Here is a 5,053-nt window from a genome sequence, read left to right on the forward strand (position 1 = left end):
GTGCGCTAATCTTCAGGAGTCAGCGCGCGGGACACACACCGCAGAGCGCGGCGGGGCTATAGCTCAGTTGGTTAGAGCGCATCCCTGATAAGGATGAGGCCACAGGTTCAAATCCTGTTAGCCCCACAGCGTAGGGACCCCCAGCCGGTACCGGCTGGGGGTCTTTGACATCCATGGCCGACATCAGCCGATGAGTGGATCCTCCAGAAGCTCAGCGGGCATGCCGACGGCTTCCCGCTCACTGTCGCCGACCACGTGCGTGCAGACGCCCGTGGTCATGCTGATCCGGCTGTGTCGGAGGATCCGCCCGGGCGGCCTTGGGTGCACCTTCAGGAAGGCGAGACACGTACTTGCGCACCCGGTTGCCGTCCGTGTCGGTCACGGGGGCGGCCCCTTGGTACCGGCCGTCGGACCGTTTGGTGATCGTGCCGCCGCCGTTGGGCCGATGCTTCGCCCTCAGGCAGCTTCCCCGATCTGGCCGGCGATGAAGTCGCCGAAGGCGCGGATGGGCCCTCGGCGCTCCTGATCAGCAAGCCGTACGAGGAGCGGCGAGCGTACGCCGCCGCCCGCACGCTCTGGCCCGAAGTCGAGGTCGTCAGCGCTTCCACTCCCATGACGCTCGACGAGTACGTCGACTCCATGGGCGACGCCCGCCTGGTGATCGACATGTCGGTCGGTGCGCTTCAGCGACTGATGATCTACCCGGAGCAGGGATTCATGATCAGCCAACCGGTCCCCGCCGACGTGGCCGGGGCGTACGAGCGCCTGTGCCAAGCCGGCTTCACGAGCCGACTCCTGACCACCGACGCGACTTCAGCTCGACCCAGGCAGGAGCGAGAGCTGTTACGGGTTTCTCTACCTCATCGAGAGCTGTCACGGGTTTCTCTACCTCATCAAGGCACCCGGCTGCGCTCCGCTCCGCCCGGGCTGCGCCGACGCGCGCCCACACGTGGGCAGGACCGGAGGCCATGAAGCGATCACCGCGCAGAGCGGCCCGTGGTCAAGGCAATGCCTCCGGCGGGGATCGGCCGGCACCGGGATGGAGGGGGCTGCGAATCGGCGCAATCAAGTCACCCATTCGGCCTATTGGCCCTGTTGGTCGCAAGGCCCGAAAAATGGGCTCACCCGGGCTTCAGGAGGAGCTTTCGTGCCTGCCGGAGTTGCACGACTCTCCGGCGTCACGCGATATGGATACAAGACCCCTGTCCATGGGTCACTCAGGGAGGAACTATGCGTCGCGTGACTATCGGTGCTCTCCTGACCACCGCTCTCCTCGCGGGACCCGCTGCGGTCACCGCGGAAGCGCAGACGCCGGTGGTGGCCCAGGCGGCCACTGTGCAGGCCACCCAGAGTCAAGCGCAGGATGACGACAACAAGGACGATGACAATGGGGGATGGGGTCTCTGGGGTCTCGCCGGTCTTCTGGGTCTGCTCGGTCTCATCCCCCGTCGGCGGAAGACACACGACACGGGAACCCATCGCGGTACAGGGACCGGCGGCGCGTATCCGAATGATCGCCTTTGAGCCGGACGCCCGTCCGGACTGTCCCCTGGCTGACATCAGCGTCTGACACCAACAGGGGCGAACGGGGCCGGTTGACGACGTACCTCTGTGAACCCCCTTACCAGCGGAGCTCAGATCGAGCGGCGTCGATCTATCCCCGTGATCGGCCTGATGAGGACGGGGCCACAGGTTCACATCCTGTCAGCCCCACCAGCACAAAGGCCTCCTGCTCACGTGAATAGGAGGCCTTTGGCGTCCATGGCCGACATCGACCGCCAGGGCCGCGGAACTGATCGTTGCCTGCCTGCGTCGTAGCGTTCATGGCACAGGGCGGGAGCACGATGGGTGAGGAGCCGACGTGGGCGGACCTGCTCCTCACCTTCTTTCTCGTGGCGGCTGTTCCCACCGTCATCGGGGGAGCGGTCGTCCTCTCCCTTGTCGGACTGACGATGTGGGTGACGGCACCGCTGCGGCGGCGCAGGAGGAGCAGAGCCACCTAGTGCGCCAAGTCGGACCTGCCAAGACCGCCCTTCTGCGCTGACACCAGCGGCCGACACCAGCGCGCGAACGCCGGTGACCCGGAACAGGGTCCAATCCTGTCGGCCCCGTCAGTGGGAAGGCCCCCGGCCACCAGCGGCCGGGGGCCTTTGACGTTCGCGGGTGGCGCCGGGGCCACCGGTGCCATCGGTGGCCCCGGGGGTCCCGGTGGTCGTGGGCAGGCGAAAGGCCCGGCTGCTCTGTCCGAGCTGCCGGGCCTGTTGCGTGCCGTACTGCCGTACGCAAGTTCGCCGGGACTTCTGGGAGCGGATGACGGCAAGGGGAGGGGGCGAGCCCCGGGATCAGCGTTGGAGCGGCATGTCGCCGGGGAGGGGTTCCGCCGGAGGCGCCGCGGCTTCGGAGCAGTCCGTGGTGGCCGGGTCCGCGGTCGCAGGCGTGTCCGGGAGCGGGCGGTGGCGGCAGCTGGGAGACTTGCCGTGGGCCTCGGCGTGGATGCGCTGCTTCATCGTGGGCGGCAGGGCGGTGAGGAGGGACCAGAGGAACGGCGCCGGTTCCGGTGCGGTCGCGTCCGGGATGCTCTCGCTGTTGCGCGCCGGCTCGGTCTGCGGTACGGCCGCGGAGGCGGTCGTGGTGACGAGTCCGAGCGCGGTGCACAGCGCGAGGAAGGCGGTGACGATGGTGGTCCACAACTTCATGACCTTGTTCCGGGCCATGGTCCCTCACTTTCGGGTCGGGCGATTTGCGTACTTTCCTCATCATGTGTATGGGGGTCGCGAAGTGGTGGACCGACGCCCGTGGCGCGTGGATGTTCAGATGAACACCACCCGGATGGGCGCAAGTGGGTCGAAAAAGAGAAGAGGTGGGAGGGAAGCGGCGAAAGTGACCGTCCGTGAGGGTGTGGTGACCCTCCGGCCGGGGCGGCGCAGTCCCCTCCTACTGCGCTGTGCCGGAGGCCAGTTGACGGGCCGACGCAGGTCACCGATCGATATCGGCCGGTGTGTATAGTCGGGCGCCAGAGGTCCCCTACGTCAAGGAAAGACGAGGTAGCGCGGTGAAGAAGCTTCTCCTGGTCGCACTGGCCGCCATCGGCGGGCTCCTCGTGTACCGCCAGATCCAGGCGGATCGCGCCGAGCAGGATCTGTGGACGGAGGCGACTGACTCCGTGCCCACGGGTTCGTGAGTCCCGACATCCGACGCTGAACAGACCCCGGCCGCCCTCGCGGCCGGGGTCTTGTTCGGTGCGGACCTTGTCGAAGGGCCTCGCCCGGACCTCGTCCGGAGGGCAGGATGGGCCGCGGTGCGACGTCCGGGCGGCGACGAGGGGTGGCGCGTGAGGGGACGGTGGGGTACGGCGCGGGGGCGCGCACGCGCCGGACACGGTGGGACGACGGTCACCGGACGCCTGGGCGTGGTGGCGCTCGCGTCCGTGGCGGTCCTGGGGCTGGGCGGCGGACCGCCGGGACGGCAGGCCCTCGCCGCCGAGACCGCCGAGACCGCCGAGACCGCCGACACCGTCGGCGCCTTCCGGTCCGCGTCCGGCACGGCCGACGGCACGTACGCCTTCGCCGACGGCGCGCAGAAGGTGGACGGGGCCGCGAGCACCGCGGACGCCGTACGGCTGCGGGCCGGCCGCACCTACCGAAGCACCCTTCCGACGAGCGGCAAGGTGTACTACCGCCTGGAACTCGACGCCACCTCGAACACGTACGTCTCCGCCACCGCCGTCCCCCCGGCCGGACGCACCGCCTCCGTCATCGACGGGGTGAAGGTGTCCGTACAGGACGGCGACGGCCGCTCCTGCGATGTGGACACGGCGAGCTTCGGCGCCGCCGGCAGCCCCCATCCGGTCGCCGCGTGGGCCGCGCGGGAGATCTCCCCGAGGAGGTCCCTCTGCCAGGAGCCCGGCACGTACTACGTGACCGTCGAACGCGTCGACCCGGACGGCGAGGGCACCTCCCCCGGCCCGTGGGAGACGGAACTCACCGCGGTGTCGGAGCCGCCCCTGGAGAGGACCGGTGCGACGAGTGCGCCGAAGGAGTGGGACTCCGCCCCGCCCCGGCCCGTCGCGGGGCAACCCGAACGGCGCGCGGGAGGCGCGGGATTCGCCCGGGCCACTCCCCTCGGCGAGGGTGTCTGGCGGGACGACATCCGCCCTGGCCAGACTCTCTTCTACAAGGTCCCGGTCGACTGGGGCCGACAGCTCCACGTCACCGCCGAACTGGGCAGTTCGAGCACGGGCGGCAGCGGTTACGTCGCCACCGCCCTGGACCTGGACCTCTACAACCCCGCGCGCGGTCATGTCGCGGACGTGGGCGTCGGCTACGACGGCGGCCAGAAGTCGAAGGGCCTCGCTCCCCTGCCGCCGGTCGTGTACGTCAATCGCCACGACGCCGGCGGCCGCGTCGGGGCGATGCGGTTCGCCGGCTCGTACTACCTCGTCGCCCATCTCGCGACGGAGGTGGCGGACCGCTTCGGGGACGGGCCCGTTCCGCTGACGCTGCGGGTGGGGCTGAGCGGTGCGGCACAGGACGGGCCCGGGTACGCGGGGGAGGCCGTGCCACCGGACGTCTTCACGGTCACGGAGGAGGACCGGGAGGCGGCGGCCGAGGGTGGGGCGGTGGGTGACGACACCGCGATGAGGGCGCTCGCCGTGGGCGGCATCGGCAGCGGGAGCGCGCTGCTGGTGGGGCTCGGTGTGTGGACGCTGGTGGCCCGGCGGCGGGCCGTTCCCTAGACGGTGGGGCGGTCCGGCGGCGGGCCGTTCCGTGGGCGGCGAGGTGTCCGGCGGCCGGGGCCGTTCAGATGCGGGTGAGGGCCCAGAACCCCACGGCGTAGCAGACCAGGGCCAGGAGCAGGAGCGGGACGGCCACCTTCGCCGGAGGGCCGGCCCGATGGCCGGACCGGCGGCCGGGCCGACGGTGGGGTCGGCGGCCGGGCCGACGGTGGGGTCGGTGGGCGGCTCCGTGCCGCGGCTGCGGCATTCCCTCGCCCGCGGGTGGAACCTGCGGGCCCTGGGCGGTGTATTCAGCAGTAGAGGCGTCGGCGCGCCGGA

Annotated in this window: 5 protein-coding genes, 1 tRNA gene and 1 pseudogene; 6 read left to right on the forward strand and 1 reads right to left on the reverse strand. The window is 70.4% G+C overall.

Annotation, left to right across the window (positions count from 1 at the left end; genetic code table 11):
* Positions 1 to 52 precede the first annotated feature (52 nt).
* The 4 genes and pseudogenes from RIM90_RS29195 to RIM90_RS29205 all read left to right on the forward strand — a co-directional run bounded on the left by RIM90_RS29195 (position 53) and on the right by RIM90_RS29205 (position 2,003).
* Positions 53 to 126 (forward strand) — tRNA-Ile (locus RIM90_RS29195).
* 372 nt (positions 127 to 498) lie between these two features.
* A pseudogene (locus RIM90_RS29200) lies at positions 499 to 819 on the forward strand (YdcF family protein); the annotation flags it as partial.
* A 411-nt stretch (positions 820 to 1,230) separates the two neighbouring features.
* On the forward strand, positions 1,231 to 1,524 hold the full coding sequence (locus RIM90_RS31660; protein WP_375165601.1) for a WGxxGxxG family protein: 294 nt from the start codon (positions 1,231 to 1,233) through the stop codon (positions 1,522 to 1,524).
* A 299-nt stretch (positions 1,525 to 1,823) separates the two neighbouring features.
* Positions 1,824 to 2,003, forward strand: coding sequence for a hypothetical protein (locus tag RIM90_RS29205; protein ID WP_309063754.1), 180 nt, complete (start codon positions 1,824 to 1,826; stop codon positions 2,001 to 2,003).
* 339 nt (positions 2,004 to 2,342) lie between these two features.
* On the opposite strand, the gene RIM90_RS29210 is transcribed toward RIM90_RS29205, so the two are convergent.
* A complete protein-coding gene (locus tag RIM90_RS29210) occupies positions 2,343 to 2,714 on the reverse strand; it encodes a DUF6344 domain-containing protein (protein ID WP_309063755.1) in 372 nt (123 codons plus the stop codon).
* 338 nt (positions 2,715 to 3,052) lie between these two features.
* Here RIM90_RS29210 and RIM90_RS29215 point away from each other — a divergent pair, with 338 nt between their 5' ends.
* Entirely contained in the window at positions 3,053 to 3,181 is a 129-nt protein-coding gene (locus RIM90_RS29215; protein ID WP_003999697.1) for a DLW-39 family protein, read from the forward strand.
* A gap of 150 nt (positions 3,182 to 3,331) precedes the next feature.
* On the forward strand, positions 3,332 to 4,735 hold the full coding sequence (locus RIM90_RS29220; protein WP_309063756.1) for a hypothetical protein: 1,404 nt from the start codon (positions 3,332 to 3,334) through the stop codon (positions 4,733 to 4,735).
* Positions 4,736 to 5,053 lie beyond the last annotated feature (318 nt).

This window comes from Streptomyces sp. (assembly GCF_031181555.1).
Taxonomy (GTDB): Bacteria; Actinomycetota; Actinomycetes; order Streptomycetales; family Streptomycetaceae; genus Streptomyces; species Streptomyces fimbriatus.

Coding starts and splice junctions, on each gene's coding strand:
- RIM90_RS29210 (WP_309063755.1), bottom strand. CDS start 2,714: ATGGCCCGGAACAAGGTCATGAAGTTGTGGACCACCATCGTCACCGCC.
- RIM90_RS31660 (WP_375165601.1), top strand. CDS start 1,231: ATGCGTCGCGTGACTATCGGTGCTCTCCTGACCACCGCTCTCCTCGCG.
- RIM90_RS29205 (WP_309063754.1), top strand. CDS start 1,824: ATGGCACAGGGCGGGAGCACGATGGGTGAGGAGCCGACGTGGGCGGAC.